Genomic DNA, 20,475 nt, shown 5'->3' with positions numbered 1-20,475 from the left:
GTCGTAATCGACAACGACAACGATAGCGGCGACGACCGAAAGTGAACCATTACGTGAACCCACGTTGAACGACGACGAGCTGCTCGGGATCGACCGGGCCCACGCCTGGCATCCTTACACCTCCACGATCGATCGCGATCCGGTCTATGCCGTGCGCTCGGCGTCGGGTTGTCGGATCCGGCTCATGGACGGCCGCGAGCTGATCGACGGCATGTCCTCCTGGTGGTGTGCTATCCACGGCTACAAACATCCTGTCCTGAATCAGGCGGCGCGCGATCAGCTCGATGCCATGTCGCACATCATGTTCGGCGGGCTGACCCACGAGCCGGCGGTACGCCTGATCGACACCCTGGTGAAGCTGACGCCGGAGCCGCTGCAGCAGGTCTTTCTCTGCGACTCGGGATCGGTGTCGGTCGAGGTCGCCATCAAGATGGCCATCCAATACCAGCAGGCCGCCGGACGACCAGAGCGGCACCGGCTCATGACGATCCGCTCGGGCTATCACGGGGACACCCAAGGAGCCATGTCGGTCTGCGATCCCGTGACCGGGATGCACCATCTCTTCAGCCGCGTGTTGCCCGAGCAGGTCTTTGCACCGGCGCCCGCATGCCGATTCGGCGAGCCCTGTCGGCCCGAGCAGATCGCCGAGTTTGCAGCCTTGATCGAGCGACATCACGCCGAGCTCGCCGCGGTCATCCTCGAGCCGATCGTGCAGGGCGCCGGGGGCATGCGCTTCTACAGCGCGGACTATCTCGCGCAAGTCCGGCGGCTCTGCGACCGCTTCGAGGTGCTCCTGATCGCCGACGAGATCGCGACCGGCTTCGGTCGCACCGGTGCGCTCTTCGCCTGCGAGCATGCCGGGGTTGCTCCCGACATCATGACACTCGGCAAGGCCCTGACAGGCGGCTATCTGACGCTCGCGGCGACGCTCGCGACCGATCGGGTCGCCCGGACCATCTCATCGGGCGACCCCGGCGTCTTCATGCACGGCCCGACCTTCATGGGCAACCCGCTCGCCTGCGCGATCGCCAATGCCAGCATCGATCTCCTGCTCGCCTCCGATTGGCGAGCCAACATCGCGCGGATCGAGCGCGGTCTGGGCGCCGGACTGGCGGTCTGCCGGGACCTTCCCGGCGTGGCCGAGGTGCGCGTGCTCGGCGCGATCGGCGTGGTCGAGATGTCCACGCCCGTGTCCATGCGCGAGATCCAGCGCCGTTTCGTCGAGCGAGGGGTTTGGGTGCGCCCGTTCGGCCGACTCGTCTATCTGATGCCGCCCTACATCATCGGCGACGAGGAGCTTGCGACACTCTGCACATCGGTTGTCTCCGTCCTCGGCGAGATGGCGGTGGAGTCATCTGGATAGTGCAGCACCGCAGATGTGTCGAGACTGTTCGTTGTCGTTGTCGTAATCGACCATCGATCCGACAACGACAATGGTCTCGGGCGCTCTCGGAATCGCTGCACCGCTCCAATAGACGCCCGGAGAATGGACGGAGGCTTGTTGCTTCGGCCTGCGTTGACGCAAAAACGTCCCCACCTGCAGGGCAGGGCGAGGATACCGCGCCCGATTCGACATGCTTCAGGAGCCGTGCCATGCAAGACCGCCCAGTCATCAAGACCGCCATCCCGAAACGCCGCTATCAGGTCGGCACCCACAGCGCCTCGCTGCTCGGCGAGATCGAGAGCGGGGATGGCCGTACCTATCGGTACATCCTCGCCTTCGTGCCGTCCGGGCAACGCGAGCCCATCTTCTATGTCTGTGTCGAGCCAAGCCCGCCCGCGGAGCGCGCCGACGGGGCCTACCGGCTCGGTATCGTCGGCGAGGTCATGTCGGAGGTGGTGGATACGGATGACCGCTGGGGCGATCTCGACGCCTTCGCCGAGCAGGCACTCAAGCTGGGCCAGCAGGCACTCGGGCTGCAGCATGCCTCCGTCGCCCGATTGATGTGATCCGCGCGCCCTGCGGACGGCGATTTACAGCGTTTCGACCTCCCGAATCTTGGCGAAGGTCTGGATCCCGATCGGCAGTTTACGGCGGTGCATGGCATGCCTCGGCGGCGCGAAAGTGACTGGATTCTTCCCCGACCGCTCCACGTCGACCTAAGAATCGGCCTCGGACTCGAGACCGAGGATGAAGTCCCATTGCTCGGACGTCACCGGCATGACGGAGAGCCGATTGCCGTTGCGCACGAGCGGGAACCCGGCGAGTGCGCAGTCCGCATGGGCCTTGAGCTCGGCGAGCGAGATGGTCCGCTTCAGGTGGCGTACGTACCGGACCTCCACCAGATACCACCGGGGTTTTTCCGGGTCGCTCTTGGGATCGAAATACTTCGCTTCGGGATCGAAGGCGGTGCTGTCCGGATAGGCCTCGCTCGCTACCTCGGCGATCCCGACCACGCCCGGCACGGCGCAGTTGGAATGATAGAAGAGGATCCGGTCGCCCGGGCGCATCGCGTCGCGCATCATGTTGCGGGCCTGGTAGTTGCGCACCCCGTCCCAGGGCTCGGTCCGGTTCGGGCGCGCGGCCAGGTCCTCGAGACCGAAGGCGTCCGGCTCGGATTTCATCAACCAGTATTTCATCCTGTCGTGTCCTGATTCGGCAGTGCGTGACGGGGCTTAAACCGCGTCCAGAGCGACATGCGTTATTTTCATGTTGTGTCGGGCATAAGGATTTTTCCGACCTTTTTGGAGACGCGGTTTAAGATTTAATATTTTTTAGTACTTTAAACCGCGCCAGCTCCGACAGTCGTCGGAGCTGGCGCGGCCGATTCACTCCAACAAATGACGCATACCGCACCGGGCGCGGTTTAGGTGCGTGCCTGCTCCGCTTCAGCCAGCAGATGTTTGAAGTTGGCGAGCCGCTGCGGGGCGATCAGGCCCTCTGCGACGGCGCCGCGGATCGCGCAGTCTGGCTCCTGGTCATGTCGGCAGTCGGCGAACCGGCAGTGTCCGATGTAGGGGCGTAGCTCGCGGAACCCTTGCTGCAGGGCATCGCGGTCGAGCGGGCCGGTGCGGAAGCTGCGCACGCCGGGCGAGTCGATCAAGGCGCCGTCGTCGGCCAAGCGATAGCAGGTTGCCGCGGAAGTGGTATGGCGCCCCAGTCCGGTGGCCTTGGAGAGTCGACCGATCTGGATCTCGCGATCCGGCAGCAGCACTTTGACCAAGGATGATTTTCCGACGCCGGACTGGCCCACCAGGATGCTCGTTTGCGCGCCGAGATGACGGATCAGCTCGACCAGGGTCTCCGGCTCGCGCAGGCTGGTCCAGAGGAGTGAATATCCGATGGCCGCGTAATAGGCGAAGCGTTCCTGAAACGCCGCACGCTCGTCCGCGTCGAGCAGGTCCATCTTGTTGGCCACGATGACGGCCTCCACACCCATGGTCTCGGCCGCAACCAGATATTGATCGATCAGATAGTCGCTCGGCTCGGGTCGCGGCGCGATCAGGATCACCAGGCGTGTGAGATTGGCCGCCAAGGGTTTGTCGCGGCCGCCGAAGTCGGGGCGGCTGAGCAGCGTTTGCCGCGGCAGGATGGCGGTGACGACACCCTGGTTGTCCGCGGTGCGTTGCCAGACCACGCGATCCCCGCAGACCGGATGACCGATGTTCTGACGCGACAGACAATGGGTGATGTCGCCGTCGGCATCCTCGACCGCCAGATTGGCCCCGTGGCGCACGACCACCCGGCCCTCCACGGGCGACGGCTCGCCCTCGATCTCCGAGAGGGCGTTGTCGACGCGCGCAGCGAGGCGTTGGCGGCGGCGGTCCTGGATGGTTTGGATCCGCTCGATCTGGCGTCCGGACAGCCGCCGTTTCGTCACAGGCTCAACGCTCGAAACTGTAGAAGTGATGGTTCAGATAGCTGGCCACGTCTTTGATGTCTTCATCGAACCAACGCAACCCGAGCGCGGTCTCGCAGCGTTGTACCTGCCGCTCGAGTCCGTCGAGCGAGGTGACCATGCGCCCCTCGCGTGTGTAGATCTCGCTGCCGTGGCAGCTGAGACAGTTCTCTTCGTAAAGTTCCTCGGCGTTCTCGGTAGGCTGTGCCTGTGCCTGTGCCTGTGCCTGTGCCTGTGCCTGTGCCGTGACCGACCCGAGGCCGAGAAGCGCGGCCGTGCCCGCGCCGAGGAGTATGGACTGGATCTTCATGGATGAGACTCCGAAGGATGGTTGGAATGCGCAAGGTCGCCAGCAGGCGAAAACGCCGCTACCCTAGCCGATCATGGTGTCGACCGCCGGGTAAGACCAGGTGGCCGGCTCACCCGTTTGCGGATTGCAGGAGAGCAGGTATTTGACCAAGAACGAGAATAATCTGATCTGGCTCGATCTCGAGATGACGGGGCTGGACCCCGCGACCGATCGCATCCTCGAGATCGCGACCATGATCACCGACAGCGATCTTCGCATCCTGGCCGAGGGTCCCGTCGTTGCGATCCATCAGCCCGAGGCCGTTCTTGCCGGCATGGACGACTGGAATCGCGACCATCACGGCCGCTCCGGCCTGCTCGATCGGGTGCGCGCGAGCACCCAGGGCGTATCGGATGCCGAGTCGACGACCCTGCGCTTCCTCGCCGATTTCGTCCCGCCCGGCGCCTCGCCCTTGTGCGGAAACAGCATCTGTCAGGACCGACGCTTCCTCGCGCTCTGGATGCCGAAGCTCGAGGCTTACTGCCACTATCGCAATCTGGACGTGAGCACTCTGAAGATCCTCGCGCAACGCTGGGCGCCCGACGTTGCGAGTGCCTTCAAGAAAGAGTCGCGACATCTGGCCCTGGACGACATCCGCGAGTCCATCGATGAGCTCAAGCATTATCGCACGCATCTTTTGCGGGCGGTTTAAACCGCGCCCGGTGCCGTATGCGTCATGTGTTGGAGTGGTTTGGCCGCGTCAGCTCCGATGACAGTCGGAGCTGACGCGGTTTAAAGTATTCAAAAATATTAAATTCTAAACCGCGTCTCACCGGGATCGAGGATATCTCCGAAGCCAAACGCACAATGGAAACGACGCATGTCGCTCTGGACGCGGTTTAACCGATCCGCCCGAGCGCCCAGCCGACATGCTCCCGAATCAGGGCGTCGGGATGGTCCACACGGGCGTTCAGGGCTTGTTTGATCGCGGGAGAGGAGGGCGCGTTGCCGAGCGCGACGGCGATATTTCGCAGCCAGCGGCTGTGGCCGATCCGACGGATCGCGGAGCCTTGCGTGCGGTCGAGAAAGGTCGGCTCGTCCCAGCCGAAGACCTCGACGAGCGAGGCCGTATCCAGTGCGTGGCGAGCCTGGAAATCCGGTTCGGCCGCGAGCCGCGCGAAGCGATTCCAGGGACAGACCAATTGACAGTCGTCGCAGCCGTAGATGCGGTTGCCCATCAGCGGCCGCAGCGGTTCCGGGATGCCGCCGGCGTGCTCGATCGTCAGGTAGGAGATGCACAGGCGGGCATCCAGCGCGTAGGGCGCGACGATCGCGCGTGTCGGACAGACCTCGATGCAGGCCCGACAGCGGCCGCAGTGATCGGCGATCGGGGAGTCTATGGGCAGCGCGAGATCGGTGTAGATCTCGCCGAGAAAGAACCAGGAGCCGGCCTTGGGGTGGATGAGGTTGGTATGCTTGCCGATCCATCCGAGTCCGGCCTTCGCGGCCAGCGGTTTCTCCAGCACCGGTGCGGAGTCGACGAACACCCGGTAGCCGAAGGGGCCGATTTCGGCGAGGATATTCTCGGCGAGGCGCTGCAGCCGCGCTCTGAGCACCTTGTGATAGTCGCGACCCAGCGCGTAGCGTGAGATGAAGGCGCGCGGCGGATCATCGAGCGCGGCCTGCATCGCCCGGTGCGACTCGGGCAGATAGTCCATCCGCACCGAGATCACCCGGACCGTGCCGGGCACCAGATCGGCCGGGCGCGAGCGCTTCAGCCCGTGACGGGCCATGTAGTCCATGGTGCCGTGACGGCCCTCGTCGAGCCAGCTCAGGAGGCGTGCCTCGGCCGAGGCGAGGTCGGTGTCGGTGATCCCGACCTGCTGGAAGCCGAGCTCCAAACCCCGGCGCTTGATGCGGGCGACAATCTCGTCGGGCGGTATCATTCCGGGTCGTCGTGCCTCGGCGATTGCGGATCCCCGAAGGATAGACCGCATCCGAAGCCGACTCGAACGCTTTGTTCGGGGGCGGCGCCCTCGAAACAACCCATCGCGTCGACCCATCGAGCACATCGGGAACCATGAACGCCGAGCGCCTGACGATACCGATCAACCCGATGCCCGACAGCGATCGTCTGCCGCATGCGCTCTATCGCGCCGAGCAGGTGCGCAACCTCGACCGCTGCGCGATCGCGCAGTACGGCATCCCGGGCATCGAGCTGATGAACCGGGCCGGGGAGGTCGCCTATCGGATCCTGCGTGAACGCTGGCCGGATGCCCGCGATCTCACGGTACTCGTCGGTGTCGGCAACAATGGCGGGGACGGCTACGTGATCGCGCGCTTGGCGCGAGCCGAGGGTCTGGCCGTGCGCCTGCTGCAGCTCGGGGATCCGCAGCGCGTGACGGGCGATGCGGCCATCAGTCGCGACGCCTGGCGCGACGCGGGTGGGACGATCGAGCCTTATCGGGGACTGCCGCGGCGCTCGGATGTCCTGGTCGATGCCCTTCTCGGGACCGGGCTGGAACGCCCGGTCGAGGGGTTGTGGGCCGAGGCGATTCAGGCACTCGACCGGCAGCGCGCGCCCGTGCTCGCCGTCGACATCCCTTCGGGTCTGCATGCCGATACCGGACGGGTCATGGGCGTGGCGGTGCGGGCGGATGTCACCGTCAGCTTCATCGGACTCAAACAAGGTCTCTTCATCGGGGCTGGACCCGAGTACTGCGGCGAGATCCGTTTCAGTGCGCTCTCGATCCCGGCGCGGGTCTATGCCGGCGAGGTAGCGTCGGCACGGCGCATCGACTGGGATCAGCAGGCGGCACGTTTCGGGCGGCGTCCGCGCACCGCCCACAAGGGTACCTTCGGACACCTGCTGGTGATCGGCGGCGCGCCCGGCTTGTCCGGTGCCGTGCGTCTCGCCGGCGAGGCCGCGCTGCGGGCCGGTGCCGGATTGGTCACGATCGCGACGCATCCGGCACATTCCGCTTGGCTGAATCTCTCGCGTCCCGAGCTGATGGTCTCTGCGGTCGAGACCTCGGCGGACCTCGATCCTCTGATCGCGCGGGCCGATGTCGTCGCGATCGGCCCCGGGTTGGGTCGCGAGGCATGGGGCCGCGATCTCTGGGAGTCCGTGCTTGGCCTCGACCTGCCGATGGTCGTCGATGCCGACGCACTGAACCTCCTCGCCGAGTCGCCCCGCTCGGGGTCGGATTGGGTGCTGACGCCGCATCCGGGGGAGGCGGCACGCCTGCTCGGGACCGACATCGCTGCGATCGAGCAGGATCGTCCGGCCGCTGTGCACGCCTTGCAGGGTCGCTACGGCGGTGTCGTCGTCCTGAAGGGCGCCGGGACGCTGATCCGGAGCGATCCTTTGCGCCCGTTTGCGGTCTGCAGCGACGGCAACCCCGGGATGGCGACTGCCGGCTCCGGGGATGTCTTGACCGGCGTCATCGGCGCCTTGCGCGCTCAGGGTCTCGACGCGGAGGATGCCGCCTGCGCCGGCGTCTGTCTGCACGCGGCGGCGGGCGATCGGGCCGCGCGGATGGGCGAGCGCGGCCTCGTTGCGGGCGATATCATCGCCGCCCTTCGCCCGGTGGCCAATCGCGTGCCCGCATTGCAGGAGGACTCATGATCGAGCATTGGCTGCCCGATTCCGAGGCGCAGCTCGCCTTCGGAGCGCGGCTCGCGGCGCGCTTGCCACCGCGTCTGATCGTCTATCTCGAGGGCGATCTGGGGACCGGCAAAACGACCCTGACCCGAGGCGTTCTCGCGGGACTCGGTCATCGCGGTGCGGCGCGCAGCCCGACCTATACCCTGCTCGAACCCTACGAGCTGGCGGACAGACGCATCAACCATCTGGATCTCTATCGTCTCGGGGATCCGCAGGAGCTCGAGTATCTGGGCCTGCGCGATCTGCTCGCCGAGGATGCCGTCTGGATGGTGGAGTGGCCCGAGCGTGGTCTCGGGATGCTGCCGCTGCCTGACCTGGTGATTGCGATCGAGTACGCCGCGGACGGCCGCCGTCTGCGTCTGTCGGCCCGGACGGCGTCGGGCGAGGCCGTGCTGGATGCGCTGGCCGGGCTCGGCTCCGGGGACTCGGCGCGTTCCGCATCGCCTGAGAAGTCGGATGTAATGTAATGATGCAACGTGGAAAGCCGTTTCTCGGCATGCTATCTTTCAACGCACCATCGATCGGATCGGGAGCAACCGGAAGGCCGTGCTCGTGAATAGGCTGATCTCGCCGCTTCTTCTCCTTCTGCTCGCTGTTTCGGCGCAGTGCGTCTGCGCGGAGCAGGCATCGGTTCAGGGTACGCGGGTCTGGACCGATCCGGCAAAGACCCGGTTGGTCTTCGAGACCTCCTCGGCGATCACACACCGGGTCTTTCCCTTGGACGATCCCGATCGTCTCGTCATCGACCTCGACGATGCCGTCATGCAGAGCAATCTGCCGAAGGTCGACCTCGGCGACCCCTTGCTGGTCGGCCTGCGCGGCGGGGTGCGCGGTGGGTCGCACCTGCGCATCGTCCTGGATCTCAAGCAACCGGTACGCGCGAAGAGCTTCGCGCTGAGCCCGAACGAGCGCTACGGACATCGGCTGGTCATCGATTTGACACCGAAGGACGGTTCGAGCGTCCGGCGTGTCGCGCTTCCCTCGTTCCCGAATTCGGCCGTTCGCAAAGGGGCGGGGCGGCCCGGTCGCGGTCCTGCAGTCATCGTCGCCATCGACGCCGGTCACGGCGGCGAGGATCCAGGGGCGATCGGTTCCGGCGGGACATTGGAGAAGGACGTCACCCTTGCGATCGCGCGCGAGCTCGCCAAGCTGGTCGACCGCGAGCCGGGTCTCGAGGCGCTGATGATCCGCGACGGAGATTACTATGTCGGGCTCCAGGAACGCATCGCGATCGCGCGCGAGCGACGGGCCGACCTCTTCGTGTCGATCCATGCCGATGCCTTCTCCAGCGCGAACGCCAAGGGCTCCTCGGTCTATACCCTGTCCTACGGCGGGGCGAGCAGCGAGGCGGCTAAATGGCTGGCGAGTCGCGAGAACAGCGCGGATCTGATCGGCGGTGTGGATCTCTCGACCGGCGACGATCTTCTGGCGAATGTGCTCATGGACATGACGCAGAACGCGACCATCGAGCACAGTACCGAGGCCGCGGCCATGGTCCTTGCCAATCTCGGTCGATTGGGCGTGGTCCATCGCGGCGATGTCCAGCGTGCCGGGTTCGCCGTTCTCAAGGCGCCGGACGTGCCCTCGATCCTGGTCGAGACCGCCTTCATCAGCAACCCCGACGAGGAAAAGCGCCTGCGCGACCGGGGCCATCAGCGGGAGCTCGCCGAGGCGATCTTGGCCGGCGTGCTGGGATACTTCCGCAAGTATCCGCCTCACGGAATGCTTGTGGATGCCTCCCCGCAGGGCGGAGGCGGAGGCGCGCGCGAATACGTCATCGGTCCGGGCGATACACTCTCCGGGATCGCCAAGCAGCACAGCGTGAGCATCTCCGCCCTGCGAGCCCGCAACGGCCTGAACGACGACATGATCCGGGTCGGGCAGGTGTTGGCGATTCCGGAGGATTCGTAAGTCGGGAGCTGTCAGTCGCCTGCCGCCTGCCGCCTGCCGCCTGCCGCCAGCCTCCAGCTATCAGCCGTAGGTTGTGCCGAGCCGTGCGAGGTACAACGCACCGCCGGCGCAAGTTGTGCCTCCTGTCGTCAGCACAACCTACTTCTGGCGGCTGGCGGCAGTAGGCACGCCGCAGGTCCGCCGGAAGCTCTCCCTTGCCCGCGCCCCGCGCTTCTGTTTCCATCCTCGCATGTCCAAACCGATCCGCATCCTCTCCAGTCATCTCGTCAATCAGATTGCGGCGGGCGAGGTCGTCGAGCGTCCGGCCTCGGTCGCCAAGGAGTTGATCGAGAACAGTCTCGACGCCGAGTGCACGCGGGTGGAGATCGACGTGGAGCGCGGCGGGATCAAGCGGCTGCGCGTGCGCGACGACGGGCGTGGGATTCCGCCGGATCAGTTGGTGTTGGCGCTCTCGCGCCATGCCACCAGCAAGGTCGCTGATTTGAGCGATCTGGAGGCGGTCGCTACCCTCGGATTCCGCGGCGAGGCACTACCGAGCATCGCCTCGGTGAGTCGGCTGCGTCTGATCTCGCGCCACCGTGACGAGCCGACGGCCCTCGAGGTCACGGTCGGCAGCGACGGGGCCTTGGAAGAGCCGCGTCCGGCGGCGCATCCGCCGGGGACCAGCGTGGATGTGCAGGATCTCTTCTACAACACCCCGGCACGCCGGAAGTTTTTGCGCACCGAGAAGACCGAGCTGGGCCATCTGGAGCAGGTGGTGCGACGCATCGCCTTGGCACGGCCGGAGATTGCCTTTCAGTTGCGCCACAACGGCAGGACGCTCTATGACTTGCCGGCCGCGGCCGACGCTGCGGAGCAGCGCGCCCGTCTCGAGACCTTGCTCGGAAGTGCATTCGCCGATCAGGCACTGACCCTGGACGAGGAGGCCGTGGATCTGCGTCTGCGGGGGTGGGTGGTGCGTCCGGCGTTCTCCCGCAGTCAGGCCGATCAGCAGTTTTTCTACGTCAACGGTCGCATGGTGCGCGACAAGCTGGTGAGTCACGCCGTGCGCCAGGCTTTCAGCGATCTGCTCCATCGCGGGCGGCATCCCGCCTATCTCTTGTTCCTGGAGCTGCCCGCCCGGACGGTCGACTGCAACGTCCATCCGTCCAAGCACGAGGTGCGTTTCCGGGAAGGTCGGCAGGTCCACGATTTCATCTTTCGGGTGCTTCAGCGGCGTCTCTCGGTCGGGGTGCTCGGCGAGCCGCAACCAGCGACCGAGATGGCGAGCGCGTTTATGCCGGGTCGGGAGCGGTTTGCCGAGGACGAGCCGGTGGCCCGTCTCGGGGGCGTTTCGGGGCCTACGCTGCATCTGCCGCTGGGCGTCGGCGAAGGGCGCGGCGGTTACGCCGAGCGTCTGCGTGCAGATCTGGCGTTTCAGCAACCACCGCCTCCGGGGGGGCGGATCGACGGCGCGGCGGACGGAGCAAGCCGCGAAGACGGCGAGGCGCACCCGCTCGGTTACGCCGTCGCACAGATCAACGGGGTCTATCTCCTGGCCCAAACCCCGGACGGTCTGATCATCGTCGATATCCATGCGGCCCACGAGCGGATCGGCTACGAGCGGCTGAAGACGAGCTGGCGCTCCGGCGCCGTGATTCGCCAGCCGCTGCTGGTTCCGGTACCTGTCTCGGTGGCCCCGCGCGAGGCCGAGCTGATCGCATCCCGGGCCGATGACCTGGCCGCGCTGGGCCTGGTGATCGACCGCATCGACGCCGGCACCTTGGTGGTGCGCGAGGTCCCGGCACTGCTGCGACAGGCCGATCACGAGGGTCTGGTACGCGATCTTCTCTCGGACCTGGCCGTCCACGGCAGCAGCGCCCGACTCGACGAGGCCGTCAACGCGGTCCTCTCCACCATGGCCTGCCACGGCGCCGTGCGGGCCAATCGACGCCTGACTCTGGATGAGATGAACGGATTGCTTCGCGACATGGAGCGTGTCGAGCGGATCGACCAATGCAATCATGGTCGCCCGACCTGGATCCGCGTGGCTTACGACGAGCTCGATCGTTGGTTCTCGCGTGGGCGCTGATCGAGGGAGACCCGTTTGACCGACTCACCCCACGGACCCGCGCCCGAAGCTGCTGCGGCGGAATCGAGCGACGCGTCCACGCAGCGGCCTCTCGCCATCCTGCTCATGGGTCCCACCGCGTCCGGCAAGACCGATCTGGCCGTCGAGCTGGTTCAGCGGCTGCCGTGCGAGATCGTCAGTGTCGATTCGGCGATGGTGTATCGCGGCATGGACATCGGCACGGCCAAGCCGACACCCGATGTGCTGGCCCGTGCGCCGCATCGCCTGATCGATATCCTGGAGCCCACCGAGGCCTACTCGACCGCGCGCTTCCGCGAGGATGCACTCGCGGCGATGGCGCAGATCAGCGCGCAGGGCCGGATTCCGCTTCTGGTCGGCGGCACCATGCTCTATTTCAAAGCGCTGCAACAGGGTCTGGCGAGACTGCCGAGTGCGGATCCGGTGCTCCGCCAAGCCTTGTCCGACGAGGCCGCCGTCATCGGCTGGTCCGCGATGCACGCGCGACTGGAGCGACTGGACCCGCAGGCGGCGGCCCGCATCCACCCCAACGATCCGCAGCGCATTCAGCGTGCGTTGGAGATTCATGCCCTGACGGGCTGGTCGATGAGCGCGCTGATCGCGTCGGCAGGCGAGAGCGCCGATCTGCCGTATCGTCTCCTCAAGTTGGTGCGTGCCCCGGCGGATCGCGAGGTGCTGCGCGAGCGCATCGCCCGGCGCTTCCGCGTGATGCTGGAGCAGGGCTTGGTGGATGAGGTCGCGCGTCTGCGGGCGCGCGGCGATCTCACCGCGGACCTGCCGTCGATGCGCTCGGTCGGGTATCGCCAGGTCTGGAGCTACCTCGACGGCGCACTCGATGCCGACGAGATGTGTCTGAAAGGCATCGTCGCCTCCAGGCAACTCGCCAAGCGCCAGCTTACCTGGCTGCGTGCCGAGACGGCGACCCATTGGCTCGCCGACGACCCGGATCCGCTCGACGCGGCGCTGCGCCTGATCCGGAGGGCCCGATCGACGGCGCGTCACCCGCACTAAGACGCAGCCCGGATACGTCTTCTCGGTGCGAACCCATTGAATGTATTGAACGCGCAGCGCGTTCCGGTGTCTCCATCCAGTCGGTCTGATCGCGGGGCTGTTTGGGGGCTATCTGGCGTTGGTGTCCGATGCGTGGCACTCTATTTGCTGGACCTTGCTTTCAGAGACGTCCGCGTCATGCTGAGACCGCGCCGATTGGCCGTGTTGCTCCGGCAAGGATCGGGGCGATGCGCGGCGGTATGGTGAAAGTGCAGCGTTTCGACGACACTAAACCGCGTCCAGAGCGACATGCGTCGTTTTCATTGTGCGTTTGGCATCGGAGACATCCTCGATCCCGGTGAGGCGCGGTTTAGAATTTGATATTTTTGAATACTTTAAACCGCGCCAACTCCAACAATCGTCGGAGCTGGCGTGGCCAAAGCAGTCCAGCACATGACGCATGCCGCACCGGGCGCGGTTTAAACGAGGCTTTTTTCGGCGGGTATGCCTGTCCCGGCTGCTGTCCCGCCTGCTCCACCCCGGCTTGATTGGCAGCGATCATAGCCAGACCTTTTTGCCGGGCAACACTTGCCGACCACAACAATAAGGAGTCACTCCATGTCTAAAGGCCAAAGCCTCCAAGACCCTTTTCTGAACGCCCTGAGGAAGGAACGCGTCCCCGTGTCCATCTTTTTGGTCAACGGGATTAAATTGCAGGGCCAGATCGAATCCTTCGATCAGTTCGTCGTGTTGTTGAAAAACAACGTCAGCCAGATGATTTACAAGCATGCGATATCGACCGTCGTGCCCGCGAGAAACGTCAAGCTCCCACCGGCGGAAGGTGCGCTGCCGGAGCCGGGCAACACATGATCGGGAGGCAGCCGTAATCGGTCCGCGCGCGGATCGTCGTCGCCGCGAAGGAGGTTGCCGTGTTTGAGCGCCCGAGCGCCGGCGAGCGCGCTGTTTTGGTGCACCTGGACATCGGCTCGACCGCGGAGCCCGACGAGCGCGAGGAGTTTCGGCGCCTGGCGGTTGCCGCGGGCGCGGAGGTCGTCGGCACCCTGGGGGGCTCGCGCTCGTCGCCCGATCCGAAACTCTTCATCGGAACCGGCAAGTGCGACGAGCTGATCGCGCTGGTCGCGGGCACGGGAGCGGAGCTGGTGATCTTCAACCATCCGCTCTCGCCCGGCCAGGAGCGCAATCTCGAGCGCCTTGTCAAATGCCGCGTCGTGGATCGCTCCGGCCTGATTCTCGACATCTTCGCGCAGCGTGCGCGCTCCTTCGAAGGCAAGCTGCAGGTCGAGCTTGCGCAGCTCAAGCACATGTCGACCCGGCTGGTGCGCGGATGGACCCACTTGGAGCGCCAGAAGGGCGGTATCGGTCTGCGCGGACCCGGCGAGACCCAGCTCGAGACCGACCGCCGGCTGCTCTCCAAACGGATGACCGTGCTCGATCGGCGCCTGGACCGTATCCAGGTGCAGCGAGCCCAAGGGCGCAAGGCGCGCGACAAGGCCGAGCTGCCGGTGCTCTCGCTCGTGGGTTACACCAACGCGGGCAAGTCCACACTCTTCAACCGCTTGACCGAAGCCGGCGTCTTTCAGGCCGATCAGCTCTTCGCGACCTTGGATCCGACCTTGCGCCGGTTGACACTTCCGGACGGCGGACGGGTGCTCGTGGCCGATACCGTCGGCTTCGTCGGTCGGCTTCCGCATGAGTTGGTGGCGGCGTTCCGCTCGACCCTCGAAGAGACGCGCAGCGCCGCGCTGCTGCTTCACGTCGTGGAGGCCTCGGCGCCGCATCGGGCGCGTCTCGCGGCCGACGTGGAGCAGGTGCTCGCCGAGATCGGCAGCGACGAGATCCCGCGTCTGGAGGTCTACAACAAGATCGATCTGCTCCCCGACGAGTCGCCGCGCATCGAGCGGGATCCGGCCGGACTGCCGAGCCGTGTCTGGATGTCCGCGCAGACGGGTGCGGGGGTCGATCTGCTCTTGCAGGCGATCTCCGAGTGGCTGGGACGCGATCGGATTCGCTGCTCGCTGGATCTCGAGCCGGATGAAGGGCGCCTGCGTGCTTGGTTGTTCGAGCATGCACAGATCATCTCGGACGTGCCTAAACCTGCGGGGGGGTGGTCGATGGATCTCATCATCGGGCGACCGGATCGGGAGCGTCTTGCGGCCAGGAATACGCGGTTCTCTGAGGACAAAGAGGGTGTTTGACGGAGGAATCGGTGACCCCAGCGGCGTTCGTTTCGACCCGCCCGACCGCCGTGCGCCGTTTGCCCTCGGCCGTCTCGTTCACCTAAAATCATGAATCGTGCCGATCGACATAAACCGCGTCTTGAGCGACATGCGTCGTTGTCATGTTGCGTTTGGCTTTGGAGATGTCCTCGATCTCGGTAGGGCGCGGCTTAAAGTTTAATTATTAATACCTTAAACCGCGCCAGCTCCGACAGTCGTCGGAGCTGGCGCGGCCAAGCCACTCCAAAACATGACGCATACCGCACCGGGCGCGGTTTAGGTCGCATCTTTGCTTGATATCGTCGCGCTTCGTCGGCACTCTGGAGAGGTCATCCGAGGGCTTAAGCGTCCGGACCGCGTAACGACCAGCGTGCGCGCCTTCCTCGCAACCCGCACACTTGGTGCGGGAGCGCCTCTCAACCCAACATCAACAGTCGAATTCGACAGACGGAGAAGCTATGGCCTGGAACGAGCCAGGTGGCGGTAACAAAGACCCTTGGAGCGGCAAGGGCGGCGGCGAGCAAGGTCCTCCCGACCTCGACGAGGTCGTGCGAAAGCTCCAGGAGCGACTCGGCGGGCTGTTCGGAGGCAACAAGCCCTCCGGCGGTGGCGGCGGGTTTAATCTGCCGGGCGGGGATTTCAGCTCGCGAGCCATCGGAATCATCGTCGGCATCCTGCTGGTCATCTGGCTTGCGACCGGTATCTATATCGTCGAACCCGCCGAACGAGGCGTCGTAACGCGCTTCGGCGCCTATGTCGACACCACCGGCCCGGGTCCGCACTGGCATGTTCCCTGGCCATTCGAGTCGGTCGTCAAGGTCAACGTCGACGAGATTTCCACCTTCAGCCACTCCGCCTCCATGCTGACGCAGGACGAGAATATCGTCGATGTCGAGCTGACCGTTCAATCACGCATCCAGGACGCGGGGGACTACCTGTTCCAGGTTGCCGACCCGGATCAGACCTTGCGCGACGCCACCGTGACGGTCGTGCGCGTCACCGTCGGCGGGAGCAAGCTCGACTTCGTCATGACGGAAGGCCGCGGCGCGGTTGCCGTCACCATCCAGGAGCGAATTCAGGCCCTGATGGATCAGTATCAAACCGGCCTTTTGGTCACGTCCGTGAACATGCAGCCGGCGAAACCGCCGGAGCAGGTCAAGGCCGCCTTCGACGATGCCATCAAGGCCCGCGAAGACAAGGAACGGCTGGAGAACCAGGCCGAGGCCTACTCCAACGAGGTGCTTCCGCAGGCACGCGGCGAGGCCGCCCGGATCATCGCCGATGCTCGCGCCTACCGCGATCAGGTCATCGCCCGATCCGAAGGTGAGACGGCGCGCTTCACGGCGATCCTGACCGAGTACCTGATGGCCCCGGAGGTCACGCGACAGCGCCTTTACTTGGAAACGATGGAGCAGGTCTTGGGTGATAGCAACAAGGTCATCATCGATGTGGAAGACGGCGGCGACAGTCTCCTCTACCTCCCGATCGACCAACTGATCAAGCAGCGGCCGGACACGTCAGCCCTCGTAAAGCCCGAACCGTCGGCCCCCGCCGTCGCATCGGAGGCAACCGATCGTCCTCAGCGCTCGGTCGATCGTGATCGGAGGGTGCGGTAATGAATAAGCTGAAAACCTTCCTGCCGCTGGGCTTGGCCGGTCTCGTGATCGCGATCTACGCCTTCACCTTCGTCGTGCAGCAGTACGAGGTGGCAATCAAGCTGCGACTCGGTCAAATCGTCGGCGACGACTACCTGCCCGGCCTTCATTTCAAGGTGCCGGTGCTCAATAACATCAAGGTATTCGATCGGCGAGTCCAGACGTTGGATTCGCGACCGGAACGCTTCCTGACGATCGAGAAGAAGGATGTGATCGTCGACTCCTACACCAAGTGGCGCATCTCCAACGCGGCGCAGTTTTTCCGTTCGACGGGGGGCAACATTGCGCGGACCTCCCGGCTGCTGTCGGAACGGGTCAACACGAGCCTGCGCAACGAGTTCGGCAAGCGCACGATCCAGGAGGTCGTCTCGGACGATCGCCTCGCTCTGATGGCCTTGTTGACCAAAGAGGTGAACGAGAACGCTCAGGATCTCGGAATCGAGGTCGTCGACGTACGTGTGAAGCAGATCGACCTGCCGCCCGAGGTCAGCGAATCCGTCTACTCGCGGATGCGTGCCGAGCGTGAGCGGGTCGCCAGGGATCTTCGGGCACAGGGTGGCGAGGCTGCCGAGCGGATCCGAGCCGATGCGGATCGTCAGCGGACCGTGATCGTCGCCGAGGCGTTTCGCGAGTCCGAAGAGACGCGAGGCGAGGGCGACGCGCGGGCGTCGCAGATCTTCGCCAACGCCTTCAACCAGGATCGCGAATTCTATGCCTTCTTCCGCAGTTTGAGCGCGTATCGATCGTCGCTCGGGCAGGAGCGTGACGTGATGGTTTTGGAGCCGGACTCGGATTTCTTCCGATTCTTCCGCGATCCGGCCGGGCAATGATCCCGGGCTCTCGGGTCTGACCGAAGCCTCGGCTTAACCAAACGCCTCGGATTTCCGAGGCGTTTTCGTGTTGCCGCCCGCAAAGGTTCGTACGTACTCGCACGACGTCGATAGGAGCGCAGGCATCCGACAAGCGTTGGACAAATGCGCCGTCGTCTGAAAAGATGCCCGCCTTTGACCGATGCGCACGTCCGGGGCCCACTCGGATCCGAATCGGGTGTTTCGGAGTTACGTGTTGCTGCAAGATGTCTTGGTCGCGGTTGCGCTTGTGCTGGTCATCGAAGGCATTTGGCCTTTTCTGAGTCCGGACGGGTTTCGACGTGCTCTCCTGCTGATCGCCGCCGAGGACAAACGCGCACTGCGGATCGCCGGCCTGCTCAGCATGCTGTCCGGCGTCGGCCTGCTGTATCTGGTCAACTGATGCCTCTCGACCGAGGCGCGTCGATCGCGACTGAATAACCGGGGCTACTGAACGCATGAACGAGGAACGCTGGCTGCTGCCGGCCGGGATCGACGAGGTGCTGCCTGCTCAGGCGCGGGTCATGGAGACGCTGCGGCGCGAGCTGTTGGATCTCTACGCGAGCTGGGGCTACGAGCTCGTCATCCCGCCCTTCATCGACTATCTGGAATCCCTCCTGACCGGAACCGGTCAAGATCTCGACCTTCAGACCTTCAAGCTGACCGACCAGCTCAGCGGACGCCTGCTCGGCGTGCGTGCCGATATGACCCCGCAGGTCGCCCGGATCGATGCGCACCATCTCAGACGGGACGCTCCGACGCGGCTGTGCTATCTCGGGACCGTTCTGCATACCCGCAGCGACGGATTCGCCGGTACGCGCAGTCCGTTGCAGATCGGCGCCGAGATCTACGGACACTCCGGGATCGAGAGCGATACCGAGATCCTGCGGCTAATTATGCTGACCTTGCGTGCAGCCGGGATTCGGGAGAGCTATCTGGATCTGGGGCACGTCGGCATCTACCGAGGGCTGGCCCGGCAAGCCGGATTGTCGCCGGCCGGCGAGCATGCACTGTTCGATGCACTGCAGCGCAAGGCCGTGCCGGAGATCGAGGCACTGATCGCGGAGCTCGGCCTCGGCGGCGCACCGGCGCGAATGTTGTCCGCCTTGGCGGAGCTCAACGGGGCCGATGCACTCGCGCGTGCCGAGGCGCTGCTGCGCGAGGCCGACCGCCCGGTACGCGAGGCGGTCGACTACCTTCGCCGACTCGCCGACGAGCTCGGTCGCTGGCTCCCGGACGTTTCCATCCATTACGATCTGGCGGAGCTGCGCGGTTACCGGTATAAGACGGGGGCGGTTTTTGCCGCCTTTGTTCCCGGCTGGGGGCTGGAGATCGCGCGCGGCGGCCGTTACGACGACATCGGGCGGGTTTTCGGTCGCGCACGTCCCGCGGTCGGATTCAGTACGGATTTGAAAGAGCTGCTGCGCCACGGGCGAAGGTCCGATACGAGCGACGCGGCGATCTACGCGCCCTGGTCGAGCGCGCCGGCGTTGCAGGAGGCCGTCGATCGGCTCCGTGCCTCGGGACGGCGCGTGATCCATGCGCTCCCCGGGCTCGAGCAGGATCTGCGCGATCCGGGCTGCCGGCAGGTGCTGGTCGAACGTGACGGGCGTTGGGAACTAGACGATATCCTCGCGGAGTAGATGACTCAAGATGGGCAACAACGTCGTTGTAATCGGCACCCAATGGGGTGATGAAGGCAAAGGTAAGGTGGTGGACCTGCTGACCGACCGGGCTTCGGTCGTGGTGCGGTTTCAAGGGGGCCACAATGCCGGGCACACCCTGGTCATCGACGGTGTGAAGACCGTGCTGCATCTGGTCCCGTCCGGCGTGCTGCGCGAGGGCGTGCATTGCTTGATCGGCAACGGCGTGGTGCTCTCGCCCTCGGCGCTGCAGGAAGAGCTCGCCATGCTCGAAGCCTCCGGCGTGCCGGCGCGCGAGCGGCTCGGCATCAGCGCGGCCTGTCCGCTGATTCTCCCTTACCACATTGCCCTCGATCAGGCGCGCGAGCTTGCGCGCGGCGTGAAGGCGATCGGGACGACCGGCCGAGGCATCGGCCCTGCGTATGAAGACAAGACGGCGCGTCGAGGTATCCGCCTCGGCGAGCTTCTCGACGCAGAACACTTCAAGGAGCGCCTGCGCGAGATCATGGAGTACCACAACTTCATGCTCGAGCATTACTTCAAGGTCGCACCGGTCGAGTATTCTGCTGTGCTCGACGAGTTCGTTGGGCACGCCGAGGTGCTGCGCCCGCTTGTCATGGATGTGCCCGGCTATCTGCATGCCTGTCGCGCCGAAGGGAATGACATCCTGTTCGAGGGCGCCCAAGGCTCTTTGCTCGACATCGACCACGGCACCTATCCCTACGTGACCTCGTCCACGACGACGGCCGGCGGGGCGGCAAGCGGCAGCGGCGTCGGCCCGCGCGACCTGGATTATGTCTTGGGGATCGTGAAGGCCTACACCACGCGCGTCGGCGCCGGACCCTTCCCGACCGAGCTGTTCGACGAGGTCGGCGACGCTCTGGGCAAGCGCGGCAACGAGTTCGGCGCGACCACCGGGCGCAAGCGTCGCTGCGGTTGGCTGGACATGGTCTCACTCAAGCGATCGCTCGCCATCAACAGCGTCACCGGTATCTGCATCACCAAGCTCGACGTGCTCGACGGCCTGGAGACCATCAAGATCTGTACGAGCTATGTCATCGATGGCGAGGAGGTCGTCACGCCTCCGGTCGGCGCCGATGCCCTGGCACGCTGCGAGCCGCGGTACACCGAGATCCCCGGTTGGGAGGAATCGACCTTCGGGGTGACCTCGTTCGATGCGCTCCCGGCGCAGGCGCGCCACTATCTCGACACCATCGAGCGGATGAGCGGGCTGCCGATCGATCTGGTGTCCACCGGACCGGACCGGGTCGAGACCCTGATCCGTCGCCACCCCTTCGACGTCTGAT

General features: G+C 65.2%; 19 protein-coding genes. 15 read left to right on the top strand and 4 right to left on the bottom strand.

Features of this window, described 5'->3' with window-relative positions; genetic code table 11:
- The first annotated feature begins 64 nt into the window (after window positions 1-64).
- A complete protein-coding gene (bioA, locus tag BLV04_RS15190) occupies window positions 65-1,363 on the top strand; it encodes an adenosylmethionine--8-amino-7-oxononanoate transaminase (RefSeq protein WP_093033853.1) in 1,299 nt (432 codons plus the stop codon).
- A 230-nt stretch (window positions 1,364-1,593) separates the two neighbouring features.
- Window positions 1,594-1,950, top strand: coding sequence for a hypothetical protein (locus BLV04_RS15185; RefSeq protein WP_093033851.1), 357 nt, complete (start codon window positions 1,594-1,596; stop codon window positions 1,948-1,950).
- A 150-nt stretch (window positions 1,951-2,100) separates the two neighbouring features.
- Here the strand turns inward: BLV04_RS15185 and BLV04_RS15180 are convergent, their stop codons facing one another.
- From BLV04_RS15180 to BLV04_RS15170, 3 genes are all read right to left on the bottom strand, one after another.
- Window positions 2,101-2,580, bottom strand: coding sequence for an EVE domain-containing protein (locus BLV04_RS15180; RefSeq protein ID WP_093033849.1), 480 nt, complete (start codon window positions 2,578-2,580; stop codon window positions 2,101-2,103).
- Window positions 2,581-2,807: 227 nt separating this feature from the next.
- Window positions 2,808-3,821 (bottom strand): ribosome small subunit-dependent GTPase A, encoded by a 1,014-nt coding sequence (gene rsgA, locus BLV04_RS15175; RefSeq protein ID WP_093033847.1) that lies wholly within the window; start codon window positions 3,819-3,821, stop codon window positions 2,808-2,810.
- Window positions 3,822-3,825: 4 nt separating this feature from the next.
- Window positions 3,826-4,149 carry a c-type cytochrome gene (locus tag BLV04_RS15170; protein WP_093033844.1) on the bottom strand — a complete coding sequence of 108 codons (324 nt, stop codon included), beginning with the start codon at window positions 4,147-4,149 and terminating at the stop codon, window positions 3,826-3,828.
- Between the two features lie 142 nt (window positions 4,150-4,291).
- Between BLV04_RS15170 and orn the strand changes: the two genes are divergently transcribed.
- Complete coding sequence (gene orn, locus BLV04_RS15165; protein ID WP_093033841.1) at window positions 4,292-4,840, top strand: oligoribonuclease; 549 nt, start codon at window positions 4,292-4,294, stop codon at window positions 4,838-4,840.
- A gap of 187 nt (window positions 4,841-5,027) precedes the next feature.
- On the opposite strand, the gene queG is transcribed toward orn, so the two are convergent.
- Window positions 5,028-6,074, bottom strand: a complete 1,047-nt coding sequence (queG, locus tag BLV04_RS15160) for a tRNA epoxyqueuosine(34) reductase QueG (RefSeq protein WP_093033837.1) — start codon at window positions 6,072-6,074, stop codon at window positions 5,028-5,030.
- A 134-nt stretch (window positions 6,075-6,208) separates the two neighbouring features.
- On the opposite strand from queG, the gene BLV04_RS15155 reads away from it, so the two are divergent.
- The 12 genes from BLV04_RS15155 (at window position 6,209) to BLV04_RS15100 (ending at window position 20,474) form a co-directional block, all read left to right on the top strand.
- A complete protein-coding gene (locus BLV04_RS15155; RefSeq protein WP_093033834.1) occupies window positions 6,209-7,756 on the top strand; it encodes an NAD(P)H-hydrate dehydratase in 1,548 nt (515 codons plus the stop codon).
- Window positions 7,753-8,262: a tRNA (adenosine(37)-N6)-threonylcarbamoyltransferase complex ATPase subunit type 1 TsaE gene (tsaE, locus tag BLV04_RS15150; RefSeq protein ID WP_175534648.1), complete on the top strand. Its 510-nt coding sequence runs from the start codon at window positions 7,753-7,755 to the stop codon at window positions 8,260-8,262. The genes BLV04_RS15155 and tsaE overlap by 4 nt, the downstream gene beginning before the upstream one ends.
- An 85-nt stretch (window positions 8,263-8,347) precedes the next feature.
- A complete protein-coding gene (locus BLV04_RS15145; RefSeq protein WP_371828646.1) occupies window positions 8,348-9,706 on the top strand; it encodes an N-acetylmuramoyl-L-alanine amidase in 1,359 nt (452 codons plus the stop codon).
- A 229-nt stretch (window positions 9,707-9,935) separates the two neighbouring features.
- Window positions 9,936-11,777 (top strand): DNA mismatch repair endonuclease MutL, encoded by a 1,842-nt coding sequence (mutL, locus tag BLV04_RS15140; protein ID WP_093034007.1) that lies wholly within the window; start codon window positions 9,936-9,938, stop codon window positions 11,775-11,777.
- A 105-nt stretch (window positions 11,778-11,882) separates the two neighbouring features.
- Window positions 11,883-12,806 (top strand): tRNA (adenosine(37)-N6)-dimethylallyltransferase MiaA, encoded by a 924-nt coding sequence (miaA, locus tag BLV04_RS15135; protein ID WP_093034004.1) that lies wholly within the window; start codon window positions 11,883-11,885, stop codon window positions 12,804-12,806.
- Between the two features lie 597 nt (window positions 12,807-13,403).
- Complete coding sequence (gene hfq / locus BLV04_RS15130) at window positions 13,404-13,655, top strand: RNA chaperone Hfq (protein ID WP_007194652.1); 252 nt, start codon at window positions 13,404-13,406, stop codon at window positions 13,653-13,655.
- Between the two features lie 59 nt (window positions 13,656-13,714).
- Window positions 13,715-15,001 (top strand): ribosome rescue GTPase HflX, encoded by a 1,287-nt coding sequence (gene hflX / locus BLV04_RS15125; protein ID WP_093033829.1) that lies wholly within the window; start codon window positions 13,715-13,717, stop codon window positions 14,999-15,001.
- Window positions 15,002-15,480: 479 nt separating this feature from the next.
- Window positions 15,481-16,638: an FtsH protease activity modulator HflK gene (hflK, locus tag BLV04_RS15120; protein ID WP_093033826.1), complete on the top strand. Its 1,158-nt coding sequence runs from the start codon at window positions 15,481-15,483 to the stop codon at window positions 16,636-16,638.
- On the top strand, window positions 16,638-17,507 hold the full coding sequence (hflC, locus tag BLV04_RS15115; protein ID WP_093033824.1) for a protease modulator HflC: 870 nt from the start codon (window positions 16,638-16,640) through the stop codon (window positions 17,505-17,507). The genes hflK and hflC overlap by 1 nt, the downstream gene beginning before the upstream one ends.
- Before the next feature lie 238 nt (window positions 17,508-17,745).
- A complete protein-coding gene (locus BLV04_RS15110) occupies window positions 17,746-17,928 on the top strand; it encodes a DUF2065 domain-containing protein (RefSeq protein WP_245731913.1) in 183 nt (60 codons plus the stop codon).
- A gap of 55 nt (window positions 17,929-17,983) precedes the next feature.
- Window positions 17,984-19,168: an ATP phosphoribosyltransferase regulatory subunit gene (locus BLV04_RS15105; RefSeq protein ID WP_093033818.1), complete on the top strand. Its 1,185-nt coding sequence runs from the start codon at window positions 17,984-17,986 to the stop codon at window positions 19,166-19,168.
- Between the two features lie 10 nt (window positions 19,169-19,178).
- Window positions 19,179-20,474 (top strand): adenylosuccinate synthase, encoded by a 1,296-nt coding sequence (locus BLV04_RS15100; protein WP_093033816.1) that lies wholly within the window; start codon window positions 19,179-19,181, stop codon window positions 20,472-20,474.
- Window position 20,475: the final 1 nt, after the last annotated feature.

The organism is Thiocapsa roseopersicina, from assembly GCF_900106925.1.
Lineage (GTDB): Bacteria > Pseudomonadota > Gammaproteobacteria > Chromatiales > Chromatiaceae > Thiocapsa > Thiocapsa roseopersicina.
The sequence above is the reverse complement of the archived record's forward strand: the minus strand, read 5'-3'. Positions and strand labels throughout refer to the sequence as shown.